Annotated in this window: 13 protein-coding genes; all 13 read right to left on the minus strand. The window is 47.3% G+C overall.

Translation table 11 applies throughout. The annotated features are described in order from the left end of the window. Window positions 1-102: 102 nt before the first annotated feature. Window positions 103-456: an Hpt domain-containing protein gene (locus ACR6HW_RS07620; RefSeq protein ID WP_455730553.1), complete on the minus strand. Its 354-nt coding sequence runs from the start codon at window positions 454-456 to the stop codon at window positions 103-105. Next, the gene (locus ACR6HW_RS07625; RefSeq protein ID WP_455730554.1) at window positions 453-872 is read right to left on the minus strand and encodes a response regulator; all 420 of its coding nucleotides are present in this window, start codon (window positions 870-872) and stop codon (window positions 453-455) included. Before ACR6HW_RS07625 ends, ACR6HW_RS07620 begins: the two co-directional genes overlap by 4 nt. A 10-nt stretch (window positions 873-882) precedes the next feature. Then, window positions 883-3,963 carry an ATP-binding protein gene (locus ACR6HW_RS07630; protein ID WP_455730555.1) on the minus strand — a complete coding sequence of 1,027 codons (3,081 nt, stop codon included), beginning with the start codon at window positions 3,961-3,963 and terminating at the stop codon, window positions 883-885. A 7-nt stretch (window positions 3,964-3,970) separates the two neighbouring features. Further along, window positions 3,971-4,441: a chemotaxis protein CheD gene (locus tag ACR6HW_RS07635; RefSeq protein ID WP_455730556.1), complete on the minus strand. Its 471-nt coding sequence runs from the start codon at window positions 4,439-4,441 to the stop codon at window positions 3,971-3,973. Next, window positions 4,438-5,454, minus strand: coding sequence for a protein-glutamate methylesterase/protein-glutamine glutaminase (locus tag ACR6HW_RS07640; protein ID WP_455730557.1), 1,017 nt, complete (start codon window positions 5,452-5,454; stop codon window positions 4,438-4,440). The genes ACR6HW_RS07635 and ACR6HW_RS07640 overlap by 4 nt, the downstream gene beginning before the upstream one ends. A gap of 18 nt (window positions 5,455-5,472) precedes the next feature. Continuing rightward, a complete protein-coding gene (locus ACR6HW_RS07645; protein ID WP_455730558.1) occupies window positions 5,473-6,288 on the minus strand; it encodes a CheR family methyltransferase in 816 nt (271 codons plus the stop codon). Continuing rightward, window positions 6,288-7,961 (minus strand): methyl-accepting chemotaxis protein, encoded by a 1,674-nt coding sequence (locus ACR6HW_RS07650; RefSeq protein ID WP_455730559.1) that lies wholly within the window; start codon window positions 7,959-7,961, stop codon window positions 6,288-6,290. Before ACR6HW_RS07650 ends, ACR6HW_RS07645 begins: the two co-directional genes overlap by 1 nt. Window positions 7,962-7,974: 13 nt before the next feature. Continuing rightward, window positions 7,975-8,472 carry a chemotaxis protein CheW gene (locus tag ACR6HW_RS07655; RefSeq protein ID WP_455730560.1) on the minus strand — a complete coding sequence of 166 codons (498 nt, stop codon included), beginning with the start codon at window positions 8,470-8,472 and terminating at the stop codon, window positions 7,975-7,977. A gap of 13 nt (window positions 8,473-8,485) precedes the next feature. Beyond that, entirely contained in the window at window positions 8,486-10,546 is a 2,061-nt protein-coding gene (locus ACR6HW_RS07660) for a chemotaxis protein CheW (RefSeq protein WP_455730561.1), read from the minus strand. A gap of 281 nt (window positions 10,547-10,827) precedes the next feature. Beyond that, the gene (locus ACR6HW_RS07665; protein WP_455730562.1) at window positions 10,828-11,961 is read right to left on the minus strand and encodes a SpoIIE family protein phosphatase; all 1,134 of its coding nucleotides are present in this window, start codon (window positions 11,959-11,961) and stop codon (window positions 10,828-10,830) included. Between the two features lie 77 nt (window positions 11,962-12,038). Further along, a complete protein-coding gene (locus ACR6HW_RS07670; protein ID WP_455730563.1) occupies window positions 12,039-12,677 on the minus strand; it encodes a Crp/Fnr family transcriptional regulator in 639 nt (212 codons plus the stop codon). Window positions 12,678-12,774: 97 nt separating this feature from the next. Then, window positions 12,775-13,524 (minus strand): pyruvate formate-lyase-activating protein, encoded by a 750-nt coding sequence (pflA, locus tag ACR6HW_RS07675; RefSeq protein WP_455730564.1) that lies wholly within the window; start codon window positions 13,522-13,524, stop codon window positions 12,775-12,777. A 3-nt stretch (window positions 13,525-13,527) separates the two neighbouring features. After that, a complete protein-coding gene (pflB, locus tag ACR6HW_RS07680; RefSeq protein WP_455730565.1) occupies window positions 13,528-15,759 on the minus strand; it encodes a formate C-acetyltransferase in 2,232 nt (743 codons plus the stop codon). Window positions 15,760-15,804 lie beyond the last annotated feature (45 nt).

The following is a 15,804-nucleotide window of genomic DNA, read 5'->3' on the forward strand; positions in this document are numbered from 1 at the left end:
CTGAAAGGCGCCTCGTTGCCAATTTATCTTGCAATATAAAAGCTGAACAGACAACCGTTCAGCTTAAAAAGTGTCGTTTTTTTTATACAGTCGATGCATGATTTATACACCTTTCAACAGAGCGGCTTCAAGCAGCATCAGCTCTTTTCGAATGGCCTTCACCACTTCCGCTACCCCTTTTAAATCCCTTAACCGGCAGCGCTTCTCACCGTTCTGCGCCAAATCATAAACGCGAACAATGCGGACGTTGCCTGAAGACCCTTTGAGTTTATGAAACTGCTCTTTTAAATTCTCAAAATCAAAGCGGTATTGTGTCACACTGGCCTCCATGATGTCGAGAATCTCTTTTGACTGACGCACATAAGCCTCTAAAATGGTGTAGCTGGCGCTTTCGTCCAGCCCCACAGCTTCCATTAGCGCCTTTAAAGACGCATTGACATCGTAGGGCTCGCTCATACTTCTACCTCGGCACTTTTTTTCTGAATGCCCAACTTGCTGAGCACATTAGACAGTTTTAGCGTGTCAATCGGTTTTGAAGCATAGGCGTCGCAACCGAAGTCAAAGGCGCGCTGAACAATTTCCGTTTCCCCCAGCGCTGTGGTCATGACAATTTTAACGCGATCGGCCTTTGGCACATCGTTTTGATTTTCAAGCTCTCGAATGGCTTTTAACACTTTGACACCATCGACTTTCGGCATCATAATATCCAGACAGATTAAGTCATAAGGTGTCTGTTCTTTAATTGAAAGCAGAAAGGCATCAATGGCTTCGAGACCGTCTACCACCATGTCGCATTCCCCGTAGGCGCTGAGAAAGCGGTTTAAAAATTTTCTGCTAATCATATCGTCCTCGACAATTAGAATCCTGTTCATCTTCACCCTCCTATGCATCGGGATACTCAAACATCCCCAATATATTATTAATCTGCTCGGCGATGGTCGTCGCTTCGCTCAGACGCTCTTTCCTTATTTCGAGTTCCATTTTAAACGCCAACTGTTTCAGTTCCTCTGCCCCCATTTTTTCAAACGTCTGTTTGAGACCGTGTGCTTCCGACTCCAGAGCGCCCCAGTCTTCTACAGTCAAGTGTGTAAGAATCATTTCAAGTCTGCGATTGGCCTTGTGTACGTCTTCAGCTTTTAACTTAAGCTTCTGCTCTGTCTCAAAAGCTTCTATGCGCTCTTTGAGCAACACGTCTACTTCTGGCGACTTGGTGTATTTTTTAATAACTTTGGTAAGGGTTGCGCTCTGTACGGGTTTCGACATATAGCCGTCCATGCCACTGGCCATGAAAATCGCCTCGTCCCCTTCTAAAGCATAGGCCGTTAGTGCGATTATCGGCGTCTTTTTTCGTCCGCTTCTCTTTTCGAGCGTCCGAATGCGTTTGGTCGCCGCTATCCCGTCCATTTCCGGCATTTGAATGTCCATAAAAATCAAGTCGTACACATTTTCTTCCCATTTGGCAACGGCAATCTTGCCGTTTTCCGCATAATCAACTAAAATTTTCATTCTGTCGAGAATTTTCCTCATGACCACTTGATTCACGCGGTCGTCTTCTACTAACAGCAACCGCACGCCTTCAAAGTGTTCAATTTTTGGTGCCTGGACATCGCTTTCCTTTTTAAACGACGTACTGAGTTTCAGCGGCACAGAAAATTCGAAGGTACTGCCTTTACCGGGGTCGCTCTTAAAGCTGATGGCACCGCCCATGAGTTCAATCAACTGCTTGGAGATAACGAGGCCGAGTCCCGTGCCGCCGTATTGCCGCGTATACGACCCATCAATTTGAGTAAAGCTTTTGAAGAGCTGGTGTTGCTTGGACTCTGGAATTCCGATGCCGGTGTCCACCACTTTTACATGGAGCGCAAATGTATCCAGCATAGCGGTGACTTCTTCTCGAACCAGTACGTCAACCGATCCGCTTTCTGTAAACTTAACCGCATTGCTGATGAGGTTGTTCAGCACTTGCCTGATACGCTTGCCATCTCCAACGAGCAACGGCGTCATCGGCGTCAAATAAGAGACGCCGAGCTCTACAGCCTTTATTTCAGCGTGCGGGACATGGGGCTTAACTGTAGCGTCTATAAGCGCTTTAACATCGATGTTCTCCGGTTTAATGGTGAGTTTCCCCGCTTCTATTTTGGAGAACTCCAAGACGTCGTTAATAATGTCCATTAACGTCTTCACGCAATCCTTTGCCGTATAGAGGTTTTCTCTCTGTTCTTCTGAAAGCGCCTCTAAAAGTGTCAAATCAATCATGCCGACAATGCCGTTCAGCGGCGTTCTAATTTCATGGCTCATATTGGCCAGAAAATCGCTTTTCGCCCGACTGGCTTCTTCAAATCGCTCCTTTGAAGCCTTGAGTTCCAGTTCTGCGCGCTTTTGAAAGTCCACATCCGACGCGAGGACGGCGACGTAATCTTTTTCAGGCGAGTATATAGAGATGTCAATCCATTTTTTAATCGGTTCAAAATACAAATCGCTGAGCCGTATGCTGACGTTATCCGTCAACGCCTTTCCAAAGCGGTTGAGCAATTTTGCCTTTAGCGCCTCTGGAAAACTGGCAATCTCTGAAAGCTTCTTGCCTTTCCACCCCGCCGAAGTTTCCCCAAAGAGTTGCTCTGTGGCGGGATTCGTCTCGATTATCTCAAAATCGACCACGCGGTCGCCTTCATCTTTAATCACGCGGTGATAGCTCATGCTCGACTCGAGATTTTCAAAGAGCAATTGATACTTGGTCTGACTCTTCTCATAGAGAGCCTTTGCAGTCTTCATTTCGTGTATGTCCAAGAATATGCCGATGACACCGGCGAGTCCCAGCTCGTCTTCAATCAGCGGCGTCATCAAGGTCAACATCGACCTGAATTCACCGGTTTTAGAGCGAATGGCCGTTTCAAACTTGCACACTTTGTGTTCGTAAAAACAATGGTTTAAATGCCGTCTAAAGTGCGCATAATCCTCTGCGGACATCTTGTCTTCTAAAAAGTGATCAAAGGCGCCGACTTCCATCGTCATCTCCAAGTACCCTCTAAAAGTTTGATTTACAAAGGTACATTCTTCATTGGAGCTGTATCTAAAAATCATCACAGGCAGATTGTCGAGTAGGAGCAAACTGTTATTCCGCGCTTCTTCCAGCGCCCTTTCATGATAGACGCTGTCTGTAACGTCGTCGACCGTCATCAAGTAGCACCAGTTGTCTTCCAGGCTAATGGGCATAACATTGACATTGACCCATTTGCTGACGAAACGCTCGCCCTTGACAACGGTTATTTCCACCCGTTCATTGCGAATCATTTGGTGTTCGTGGTTCAATCGGGCAATCAATTCCCTAAACTCACAAAATTTGCACCGGTGTGACTGACCACAGCCCTTTTCTAAACGCCAAGCGCATCTTATGGCCTCGCCCAATGTCTTTTCATAAACGTCGCTCTCCACTTGATGAAACGCCTTGAGAAAAGTCGGGTTTACCTTTACGACTTTTAGTTCCCGGTTGAGGATTACCATCCCCGTCGGCAGAATGTCAAACATGCGCTCCAAACTCTCTTTTTCTCGTTGTACTTGCTTTTCCGTGGCGATAATATTGGTGATGTTTCGAAACACCAAAACAAACCCGAGAAAGCCTTCAACTTTGGACTGAAGCACCGTCATCTTTGCCGATAGATAGGTTTTTTCTTTAGCCGCACTGAGCAAATACGCGCCCTTGGGAAGCCCCTCTGTGTAAAAAGCTGTTTCCGTTGTACAGTCAAAGAAGAGGAGTGGGCGCGCCTCGCTCTCTACGTAAACGGTAAAGACCTCGTGAAAAGAACGGCCTAGAATTTCTAACATGTCAAGGCCGATTAACGCACAGGCGTAATCGTTACAAAACGTCACCACGCCACTTTGATTCGTCGTTACAATTGCATCGGCGACGCTTGTAAGTGTCGACGCCAGCCAATTTTTATTTTTATCGAGTAATAAGTCCCACATAGCCCACCTAGCCCATTATTTTTTGCCTTAAAACCGTCAACGCCCTGTCATCAAAACTAAAAATGACTGTTCTGCTCAGCATGCCACCGGTTTCGATATAGTCCGGTACAATGGTGTGAGCCTTTAAAACGGCTTGTGCCATCTCCACATTCCTCAGGCCCACTTTAAATGGATCCGCCACTGAACTGTCAGTGCCACCGACCAGCGCACAATATACTTTCTGAGGTTCTACTTCTGACCGTCTTAAAAATTGTTGAATCATCTGTGTCAAACCGGTGTCCACATAGTACCCGCGACGGCTGTCTGCTGCCGTGTACGCGCCCTTCGTCGGCAAAACAGCGTGAATCATGGCCCCGATGGCGCTCTTTTCCTCATACAACACCACGGCGATGCAGCTGCCGAGCGCATGTGTTACCAGCTGACCTTCTCCTTGGGCAAACTGCAAACCGCCAATGCCCACATGGTAGATGCCACTCAAGATTTGACCCAGTTCATAATGGCGCGTGGCATGTCTTCAAGCGGCAGTTGCTTTACCACGCTCCCTACTTCATACGCCACTTTGGGCATGCCGTAAACCACTGAGGACTTTTCATCTTGACCAAGGGTAAATGATTTGTGCCGTCGCATACTCAAAAGCCCTTTGGCGCCGTCGTACCCCATGCCGGTAAGTATCACACCGAGAGCGTTGGTTCCCGCGACTTTCGAGATTGACTGAAACAACACGTCCACAGACGGACAGTGTCCGTTGACTTTCTCACCGGAAAATACGTCAACTTTAAACCCGTCGCCCTGTTTCACCACTTTCATATGCCGGTCTCCCGGCGCGATAATCACCCGTCCAGGCAACACCCGATCACCGGTTTTCGCTTCGAGAACTTCCAGCCCCGTCTGGACGTTTAAGCGCTCGGCAAACATCTTCGAAAACATCGGTGGGATGTGTTGAACGACGACGATACCCGGAATTTCTTTGGGCAGCGCTTTGAGAATCTTGTGTATGGCTTCTGTGCCGCCAGTGGAGGCGCCTATGGCGATGATGCGGTTGCACGACGGTTTGGATTCGGCGGGAACCGCCTTTTTCAGCTCGCCGTGATGACGCTTCACTTTGGCACGCGCCGCCACTTGAATCTTCTCTATAATCTCGCTGATAAAGCCGTCGTAGTCCCGCTTCGACTGTCCACCGGGCTTCGATACAAAATCCACCGCCCCAGCGTCCATAGCGTCGAATACCGAATCTCCAATGGCGCTGATGACAATAATCGGAACGGGATGTTGCGGCATCAATTGCCTGATAAACTCAATGCCGTCCATCTTGGGCATCTGCACATCACAAGTGATGACATCGGGGTTAAATCGCTCGATAAGCTCGACGGCATCATAAGGATTTTCAGCAGTTCCCACAACGCGTAGACTACTTTCTTTGGATAAATTTCTGCTTAGCACTTCTCTAAAAACGATACTGTCGTCTAAAATAAGTACTTTTATTTTTTTCAAAGAGCCCCTCCCCCTTAGCTATATTTTTCTGTAAACTGAAGGACAAACGTATTTAAAAGGGTTGCCGCGTCTGCCGATGGATTCTGAATGGCCGATAAACAAGTACCCGCCATCTTCCAGCAAATTGTAAAACTCCCGTATAAGGCGGTCTTTTGTCTGCTGGTCAAAATAAATCATCACATTGCGGCAGAAGATGACGTGCATTTTCTGCTTAAAAGGAAAAGGGTAATCCATGAGATTCAGACGTCTGAAAATCACCTGACGCTTAATCGGATCCCTCACTTTCATATGCGTTAAATCGTGCCGCATAAAATACTGGTTCAACCACTTTTTAGGCAGTGGTGCCAGTCGATCGTTGTCGTAGACGCCCTGTCTGGCTTTTTCCAGAGCTTCACTGGAGATGTCCGTGGCGAGAATTTTCGTGTCCCAAAGGGGCAAAACATCTTCAAAGGCGTCTCTGATAATCATCGCCAACGTATAGGGCTCTTCGCCACTGGAGCTGGCAGCGCACCAAATGCGCAAATCTCGCCGTCTTAAATTTTGTTTGTAAAACGGCAACACCTGGTCCTTGAAGTACTCGAAGTGCTCGGACTCTCTCATAAAATACGTGTGGTTCGTAGAGATGCGATCGACGAGCTCTGCCACAGCAAAGCCCGTTGAGTCACTTTTGAGGTACTTGTAGTACTCTGAGAAATTGTCGACACCCTTCGACATCAAGACTTTATGCAATCGGCCAATCATCATGGCCTTTTTTTCTTTTTTCAGATGGATGCCGTAATTCTCTTTAATAAAAGCCGCCATCTGATCGAACTCTTTATCGCTGATATCAATCATCAGTACTTCCCAAAGTCGTTGTCACTGAGTACGATACGCTTCTTCGGGGCCTCTGCTTTCGGCTCATCATCATACGCGTAAGGGTCATCTAACAACTTTTGAGGTGTCTTTGAAGCGGTTCCTCGGTTTCTAAGTTTGAAGCGCATCACTTGATCTTTCAGCATATCTGCCTGACTGGACAGTTCTTCGCTGGCTGCCGCAGTTTCTTCAGAAGTGGCAGAAGTGGTCTGCACCACGTCGGCGATCTGATTGATACCTTGGTTGATCTGCTCGACGCCTTGTGCCTGTTCTGTCGACGCAACAGCGATGTCGCTTACCAGTTGAGAAACGCGTTCAATGCTGTCCACTATAGCTTCAAGCGCTTCTGCCGTCTCGTTGGCGATAGCTGTGCCACCTTCGACTTTCTTAATTGAGCCCTCGATCATCGTCGTCGTTTCTTTTGCCGCATTGGCCGAGCGCGCGGCTAAATTCCGAACTTCTTCGGCGACTACGGCAAAGCCCTTGCCGTGTTGACCTGCCCTAGCGGCTTCAACAGCGGCGTTCAGCGCCAGTATATTGGTTTGGAAAGCAATTTCGTCAATGACTTTGATAATCTTAGAAATATTGTTGGACGACTCGTTGATTTCTTCCATGGACATGAGCATTTCCCGCATTTGAACATTGCCTTTTACCGCGTTGCTCTTTGCTTCGTCTGAGAGGTCGTTGGCCTCTTGGGCGTGTTCGGCGTTGAGCTTTGTCTGGGAAGAAATCTCCTCTATTGAAGCGGTGAGTTCTTCTATCGAGCTGGCTTGTTCAGTGGCCCCTTGAGAGAGGGACATGCTCGAATCGGAAACTTGGCTGGACCCTGCGGCCACTTGCTCAGAAGCGGCGTTGATGTTCGACATAACTTCGTTGACATTTTCCGCCATGCGCTCAAATGCCGAAGCGAGAATCCCGATTTCGTCTTTGGAATTGACGTTGACGTGTACATCGAGATCGCCGTTGGCCATTTTTTCTGCGGCGTCGACCATTTGATAAATCGGCCGTTTGATGCTTCTCGAAATAAAGTACCCGAGGCCGATAGACAACAGCATGCCTAAGACGATGAGAATTAAAGTCGTGGTAACAGAAGTTTCTGTTGTAGCTTCGTTGGTGTCTGCTGAACGCTTTGCCATCTCGATTTTAGCGGCAATGATGTCTCGATAATCCGTTTCGATATTTTTTCGAATCGCTGCCATTTCACCGTTGAGGAGTGCCATAGCTTGATCGTCTCGGTTTTCCTTTGCCAACGCGATAACGGTTTCAGCATGTTTGTCATAGTTGATTTTCTCTTCGAATATCCGATCGACTGTTTGCTTGCCTTCATCGGTTAGCAATGTCTCTTGGATGCTTAATAGATTTTCAGTAAACTCCGCGTTGCGCTGTTGAATACGCGCTTCAAAATCTTCAATATCGTTTTGAGCGGTCGCCAAGACCATGTCTTTTAGGTTGCCGCGCATCCGCTGGAAAGACTCGGCGACGTAAATCATCTCGCCGAGGGGCACCGTCATGCGGCGGTACGATGTCCTATCGTTTTCCTGTACTTTTCTGATGTTGTATATGCCGAGAAGGCCGATGCCACCGGCGATTAAGGCGACGATTAAAAATGCCACCACCAATTTCGTTCCTATTTTCATATTGCGATACCAACCCATGTGTTCTACCTCCTTAAAATGCTTCCAAACCTTCAAATGCTTCTAAGTCGGAAGCACTCAACAGTTTTTCACAATCCAAAAGCAATTTGACGTGATTGTCCACTTTACCGATACATTTGATGTACTTGTTTGCCGTTCCAGACGAAAGCACCGGCTTCTCGACAATGTCGCCATCCAATATTGTCGTCACTTCTGAAACGCTGTCGACAATGAGGCCGATGGCGCTCTCTTCAATTTCTATAACGATGATACAAGTCCTTTCATTGTAGGGGACAAATTCTTTTCTAAACCTCAGGCGCATGTCCATTACGGGGATAATCCGCCCTCTTAGATTCATAATGCCTCTGATGTATTCAGGCAACTCGGGGACTTCTGTGATTGGAAGTATGCCGATAATCTCTGTGACGTACTCAATGCCGATGCCATAAGATTCTTCGCCCAAATCAAATGTAAGGTACTTGCCTTTTTGCGTATCTTCTTCAGTCAACAAATCCTTATTTGATTTTTCCATAAGTGCCTCCTTATCACCTTACGCGGAGTCCAGTTAGACCCGCTATGTCGAGTATTAGGCTGATACTCCCGTCTCCGAGGAGGGTACAGCCGGAAAGTCCCAGTATATTTTTAAGTTTGCGAACGTATTCGGGCAACGATTTTACCACCACTTGCTGTTGTCCCAACAACTCATCAGCAAAGAGGCAAATCACCCGTTCGTCTTGCTCAACCATAATCAGAATGCCGTCTTCAAGCCTTTCCACGGCGTTTTTTACACCGTACAGCGCATGTAATCTCAGGATTGGGAAACATTCCCCCCTCACCATGACCATTTCGTTGCCGTCTGGATCGACGATACAGTCTTCAGTCTTCGGTCTAAACGACTCTTTAATTGCCGTCAGGGGCACTGTGTAGCGCGAATTGCCCACGCGGAGATTCATTCCCTCGACAATGGCCAACGTCAGCGGAATCTTCATGGTAATCGTCGTCCCCACATCCGGTTCGCTTTCGACGACCACTGTGCCGCCCACGGATTCGAGTTTTTTGACGACGACGTCCATGCCTACGCCACGGCCTGAAAACTCGGAAATCTCTTCTTTGGTTGAAAAACCGGGCAATAGAATCAGGTTGTAAATTTCCCGGTCCGACAGTTCTTCCTCGGGTTTTGTGAGCAAGTGATTCTCTTTGGCCTTTTCCAAAATCCGCTCTCGATTCAGCCCCTTACCGTCGTCTCGTATGACAATGTGCACATCGCTGCCGACATTTTTAGCTTCCAGATAGATATGCCCTGCTTTGGCTTTGCCTTTCTCTTCCCTGACCTGTTCTTCTTCAATGCCGTGGTCAATGGCGTTGCGTATAATGTGAATAAAAGGATCCGATATGTGTTCAATGATGTTTTTATCCACTTCGGTCTCCTCGCCGGAGAGTTGTAATTCCACTTGTTTGTCGAGCTTTTTACACATGTCCCGCACGATGCGGTGCATCTTCATAAACGTCGTCGACAGAGGCACCATCCGTATAGACATCACCATATCCTGTAACTCGCCTGTTATTTTATGAAGCATGCGAGAGGATTTTAAAAAGCCCTCTGTGGCGTTGTTCAAAACGGATGGGTTCTGCGTTACCATCGCCTCTGAAATCACCAGCTCACCAACCATGTTCATCAAACGATCGAGCTTCTCCACGTGAACACTGATCATATGCTTGGAGGTCGACGACTCTTTAACAGGTTGCTTCGACGCCTTCTTTTCGATCTTCGGAACTTTTATTTCTTCCTTCGGTGCCGTAAGGGTCTCGACGACGGGTTTCTCCACAAACGGTTCAAAAGCGCTTTCATCCACTTCCTTAATGTCCATCCGGTCGAGGAAGACAGCCTCTTTAAAATGCGCTTCCAATTTTTCAAGCGATTCCTCCGACTTGATGTAAAGGTCAAATCCATTTTCTCTAATTACAAATGCGGAGGCTTCGTTTTCTGCAATATCATTTGGTATGTAATAGACTTCTTCTGCTAAATCTGTTAATCCGAAAACTAATGTGTAGGCTCTGATGTTCTCCATTTCACAGCCCTCTTGAAAATAAACTTTGGCGTAATAGTAGTTGCTCTCTCCCTTCGCCTTCTTATCTTGAGGGATGTAATACTGTATCCGCTCCGGCTCCGGTGCGGCGACAGCCTCTTCAACTTTCTCGCCTTTCAGCGTCTTTAAAAGCCCGGCGACTTTTTCAATTAACCCTTCTGCGTCACCGTCTAAGTCGTCCTGATTTTTAATCTTAGCAACTTCGACTTTGATAAAGTCGACGCCTTCGAGGACGATATCCGAAAGCTCGCTAAACGGGAGGTCATCGGGCTTTTTCTCTCTGATAAAGTAAAACACATCTTCGAGTTTGTGCGCCACTGTTGCTATGGTATCGAACAACATCATAGCGGAAGAGCCTTTTATGGTGTGCATACATCTGAATATTTCGTTGACGCCCTCTTCGCTGAAGGCCATATTCTTTTCACTTTCGAGCACGATATATTCTATTTTTTCAATTTGCTGCTCTGTTTCAAACATATAGACTTCGAGCATCGGCTCATTTTCAAAATTATTGGACAACTTGATCACCTCTCTTTTTACACCACGTACTTTGGCTCAACTCCCGACCGACGGTTGCCGTATAAAAAAAAGCGCACGGTAGCACAGGCTACCTTCCGCTCCCTTTTGTCATCTATTCTGCTGTTGCGGCAAGCGCTTAACGCTGATTTTGTTTTAAGAACAGTCGGTATGCGGTCCTCCACTTTTTCTCCTAAACACCCTAAGAATTTTATACACCAGTTTTAGGCGTTTAAACATTTAATGTGCATAAACCGCATGAGATTCGGTTTTCCCTTTCGTTCTTAAACCCCGTCGCGCGCCACCATAAAGACGGCAATATCATCTGAGATGTCGTCGATTTGGTCGACCTTAAAAAACTTCAGCAACCTGTCCAGCCACATGTCCGCGGAAAGCGCCTCCCACGGCAACGTTTTCACAATATGCCGCATATCGTCGGACAGTACGCGCACTTTCGTCGTGTCGTACCCCGCATCGTAAAGGCCGTCTGTGTAACAAAACAAACGATCGCCGCGCTCAAAAGGTTCCGTTCGCAGTTCGTAAGTCGCATCGTCAAAGAGGCCCGCCATAAACCCGGACAGTGCCAGACTCTTACAGCTGCCGTCCGCCTTTAAGACCAGTGGGTACGGGTGACCGGCACTGGAATAGGAAAGCGTCGTCTCATCGATTTTACAGACGAAAGCGGTGAAATTCATCGCGTTGTCTTTGTCAAAGAGGTGACAAAAGAATCGATTCATCTCTGACAGTACCGCATCGGGCTGTGTGTGGCGCTCAACGGCGTAGCGAAACATCACCTTTACCATCGTTGACAACATCGCAGAGGCGACACCGTGGCCCATGACATCGGCAATAATCACCCAGAGAGTTTCCGCATCTGCCTTGACGAAATCAAACATGTCGCCGCTGACGCCTGCTGAAGGGTAATACAAATAATCCACCACATATGGTGATAAGTCGTCTTCAATTTTAACCATGGCGCCTTGAAGGGCCCTTGCCACTTCAATATCCTTGGTAATCTTCTTTTGCTGTTCATAATATTTTAAAGCGTTTTGTACTTTAAGCGGCACGATAATCTGAATTTCGGTCTGTGTCAACGGCTTGAAGAAAAAGTCCAATGCGCCGAGTTCAAGCGTCTTTTCAATGCTCACGAGGTCGTGCGCCGCCGTGTAGACAATCACGGGAATATCCCGTGTAAGAGGATTTTGCTTCAGTATTTTCAGAACTTTAAAGCCATCCACTTCCGGCATCATCAAATCCAGAACAATGAGATCAATGGATTGTTTGAGCACAAACTCCAGAGCTTCACGCCCATTTTTGGCGTGTTCAAAACGATAATTCCCCATTTTTTTCTTAATGACATTTTCCATGATGACGCGATTCACTTTTACATCGTCTACCAGTAAAATCGTATAAGACACGTGGACACCTCCTTTTCAAAAGGCTATATACCCGTTCAGCGCATAAAAAAACTGCCGAACAGGTTTATTCGGCAGTTCTATTTGATCATCGCCCTCAACTGTGCGATGTCGTATATGAGTATTTTTTTAGCGCCTATAAGCTGTATAAGCCCCGCCTCTTGAAAGACTTTGAGCTTTCTCGACATGGTTTCTCGCGCAATGCCGGCGTAGCTGCCGAGTTCCTCTCTATTCATGGAGAGTTCCAGCAGAACCCCTTTCGGCGTCGTCCGACCGTGGTCGTTGGCGAGGTCAAAGAGCAACCCGAGCACTTTGGAATCCGGATTGCCACTGGACAACCGAGACACCAATGTCTCCGCTTTCTGAATGCGCTCGTAAGCTTTTTCAAAAATTTTTAATGTTATTTCGGGATTCGACAGTATAATGGCGTCAAATGCCGATTTAGCAAGCATACTGATATGCGTCGATTCCAGCGCAACACAACTGGAGTCGAACTCATCTTCTTTAAGCAAGTTAAACGCACCGAAAAAATCGCCGTCGGAAAGCAGGTAAAGAATCTGCTCTTTGCCGTCCAAAGTATTTTTAAAAACTTTGGCCTGACCTCTACAAATGATGTACAAGCGATTGGCTTTCTCACCTTCTTTAAAAATCACATCGCCTTTTTTAAAGGTCCTCGACGAAATACTCGCAGAAATTTTGTCGATTTCATCCGAGTCCAACGTTGAGAGCAGGGGAATGTTGTGGATACACAATTTTTTCCCACAGTCGATGCAATTTTCCTGATTACATGTGAGCGCTTTTATAAGATCACCTTTTCTATACCGCGACTTTCGCGTCTTTTGCTGTTCTCAACCACTCGTTGATCTTGAGCTCAAAAGCCTTTGCCGCCTTAGGGTCCATTTCGTCGACACCTGTGAGCAAATAAGGCAAATTCAGTTGAGAGTATTTTTCAACACCAGCTCTATGATAAGGTAAAATCTCAATTTTTTCAATACTTTTCTGAATAGGTTTAATAATATTTAACAACTTGTGCATGGCTTCGTCGTTGTCTGTTTCGCCGGGAACCATCACGTGGCGCACGACGATTTGACCGCCAAAGCGCTTAAGATGCTCTATAAACTCCAGTACGCCGTCCATTGGGCGACCGATTAACCGCTCGTGGTCAGCGGCGTCGACGTGCTTCACATCCAGTAAGATCACATCGGTGTTTTCAAAGATGCTGTCGTAATACTTTGAAAGACCATACCCTGACGTGTCTATGCAAGTGCCGATACCGTTTGATTTTAATGCGGCAAGCGTCTCGACGAGAAACGCCCCCTGCATTAAAGGTTCGCCGCCGGAGAAGGTCACCCCGCCTCCGGTGGCTTTATAATAATCCACATAGCGCGTCGCCATGGCGACGACTTCCTCTGTGGTAATGGTATTCTCGCCCATAAAGTGCTGAGAATCCGGGTTGTGACAGTATTGGCATCTCAAAGGGCAACCTTGCAGAAAAAATATGGTTCGGATGCCAGGGCCGTCGACAAGTCCCATAGTTTCTATTGAATGTAAAGTTGCCTTTGCCATAGCCTACACCCTTTCGTGGAATGTTCTAGCGATTACCTCTTCCTTCTGCTCTCTTGTGAGGCGGTTGAAGTGCACCGCATAGCCTGAAACGCGGATTGTCAGCGTCGGGTACTTAGAAGGGTTTTCCATTGCGTCTTCTAAGAGCGCTCTCGACATGACGTTGACGTTTAAGTGGAATGCCTTTTTGCCAAAATAGCCGTCTAAGAGACCCGCGAGGTTCTTGTAGCGGTCTTCATCTTCTCTGCCCAGCGCCGTTGGCACGATGGAGAAAGTGTTTGAAATACCGTCTTGGCATACTGACTGGAACGGAATTTTCGCAACGGAGTTCAGCGATGCAAGGGCACCCATGTGGTCTCTGCCGTGCATTGGGTTGGCACCTGGTGCAAACGGCTCGCCTTTGCCTCTACCGTCCGGTGTAGAGCCTGTTTTCTTGCCGTAAACGACATTTGACGTAATGGTGAGTACGGAGAGCGTGTGCTCGGATTCTCTGTACGTCTCGTGCTTTTTAAGCTCTGCTGTGAAGAACTCGAGAACTTCTTTTGCCAAGGTGTCGACGCGGTCGTCGTCGTTGCCGTATGTCGGGAACTCACCGTCGATTTTAAAGTCCACTGCAACGCCCTGTTCGTTTCTCACCGGCGTTACTTTCGCGTATTTAATGGCGCTCAAGGAGTCTGCGACAATTGAAAGACCAGCGACGCCAAAGGCCATATAGCGGTGTACTTCTGTATCGTGAAGGGCCAATTGACCACTTTCGTAAGCGTATTTATCGTGCATGTAGTGAATGGTGTTCATGGTGTTGACATAGAGCTTTGCCAATTTTTCCATAACCACTTTAAAGTTGGCGTACACTTCTTCAAAGTCGAGGGCGCCGTCTTTAACAGCCGGGATGCCGCCGATGACTTCAATGAGGTTGCCCGATTTGTCGAGTTTCAACTCGTCTTTTCCGCCGTTGATGCTGTATAGAAGTGCTTTTCCAAGGTTTGCTCTCGCACCGAAAAACTGCATTTCTTTACCGATGCCCATTGGCGATACGCAGCATGCGATACCGTAGTCGTCGCCGTAGATCGGACGCATTAAGTCGTCGTTTTCATACTGAATGGCGCCGGTTTCAATAGACATTTTCGCACAGTAACGCTTAAACGTTTCCGGCAGTTCCTGCGACCAGAGCACAGTCATGTTCGGCTCCGGTGCCGGTGTGAGGTTCGTCAAAGTGTGGAGGAATCTGAACGCCGTCTTTGTAACCAGGGTTCTGCCGTCAGTTCCCATACCGCCGATAGACTCTGTTACCCAAGTCGGATCGCCTGCGAACAAAGTGTTGTACTCAGGGGTTCTCAAATGTCTCACCATTCTCAACTTGATAACCAATTGGTCGATCAGCTCTTGAGCTTCTTCTTCAGTGAGTACGCCGGCTGCGATGTCTTTTTCAATAAAGATGTCTAGGAAAGCTGTGTTTCTCCCCAATGACATCGCCGCGCCGTTGTTTTCTTTAACAGCAGCCAAGTAGCCAAAGTAGAAAAATTGAACCGCTTCTTTGGCGTTTTGTGCCGGCTTTGTAATATCGTAACCATAGCTAGACGCCATGTTTTCAATTGCTTTAAGGGCTCTAATCTGCATAGAGACTTCTTCTCTAAGACGCATCACCGCTTCTGTAGCAGGCTTTTCTGCAAGTGCGACAAAATCTTTGCGCTTTTCTGCAATGAGGCGCTCTGTGCCGTAGAGTGGAATTCTTCTGTAGTCGCCGATAATTCTGCCTCTACCGTAAGCATCCGGTAGTCCCGTGAGCAAGCCCACGCTTCTCGCCTGTTTCATTTCCGGTGTATAGGCGTCAAAAACACCTTCGTTGTGTGTTTTTCTATACGTTTTAAAATCGTCCGCCATAGCGTCTTCAATGTCGTAGCCATAAGCCTCGAGTGATTGCTCGAGCATTCTGAATCCACCGTATGGGTTCATGATGCGCTTGAGTGGTGCATCGGTTTGGAAGCCTACGATAACTTCGTTTTCTTTGTCCATGTAGCCGGCTTCGAATTTGTCAATGCCTGAAAAACATTTGGTTTCAATGCCGATGATGCCCTTTTCAATTTCCTCTTGAATCAGCGTTTCCACTTGTTCAAAAAGTTTCTCAGTGCGCGTGCTCTTACCCGCTAAAAACGCTTCGTCGCCGTGATAAGGCGTGTAGTTTTTTTGAATGAAGTCGCGTACGTCGATTGCGCCTTCCCATGTCCCCTTATTAAACATTATCGCATGCCTCCTTGAATTTTTTCGGATGGTCTAAATTTCCCC

Source organism: Fusibacter sp. JL298sf-3 (assembly GCF_053842995.1).